Raw genomic sequence first — 729 nt, 5'->3', positions numbered from 1 at the left:
ACTGGCAAACTGCTATGGTCTATTGCCGATGAATATGTCTGGAATAAAGTTGCTGGTTCAAATACTCAGATACCCAAGTAGATACGAGACCAATGACTTTACGCGATTCGGCTTGGGATGCCGTTTTGGAGCAGATAATCTGCACAGGGAAATTTAAGCTCAACGACCTGCCATTCAAAGAAAACGAACGTTCGACCGTTCGTCGAGTCTGTCGAGAAGCCCAAGGGTATGGCTGGCTCCAACGGACCTCGGAAGGGAGCTCAATATGGCGAGCAGGCCCGAAGGCAGAAATGCTGATGAATCTCAGTGAAGAAAAATTGAGGCTTGCGAGAGAGTGAAATGCAATCGAAAAAGCGCAGCTCAGAAGCCGCTCTATCGATTCCACCGCCTCAAAGCCACAAGAGTGGACGATTAAAATATCTCGTCGAAAACAGCTATCTATCACTAGAAACAGTCACTTTCGACTTCGAAGAAATATCGACCACTGAATTCGCAGAGGTCCGTCGACTAGTAGCAGAAGCTGAAATCATCACGCCACTTCACGCAGACTTGAAAGCAGTGGCCACGTGGTTCTTACGACGGACAGGGTGTAGAGAAATCACCTACGAACAAAAGTATCCAGAGAGTGCTCGAATAGCAGATGTCGCATGTGTCTCGACAGGGCAATATGCCGAAGTCGGGAACGTTGAGGATGTCACACGGGTCTACCAAATGCTTGGTCTAGATGTG

General features: G+C 48.1%; 1 protein-coding gene. It reads left to right on the top strand.

Annotated features, from left to right (window positions below; genetic code table 11):
• Positions 1 to 339 precede the first annotated feature (339 nt).
• On the top strand, positions 340 to 729 hold a 390-nt coding region (locus tag EXE45_RS20895), incomplete at its 3' end, for a hypothetical protein (protein ID WP_206750498.1).

It is taken from the genome of Halorubrum sp. SP9, from assembly GCF_005435015.1.
Taxonomy (GTDB): domain Archaea; phylum Halobacteriota; class Halobacteria; order Halobacteriales; family Haloferacaceae; genus Halorubrum; species Halorubrum sodomense.
The sequence above is the reverse complement of the archived record's forward strand: the minus strand, read 5'-3'. Positions and strand labels throughout refer to the sequence as shown.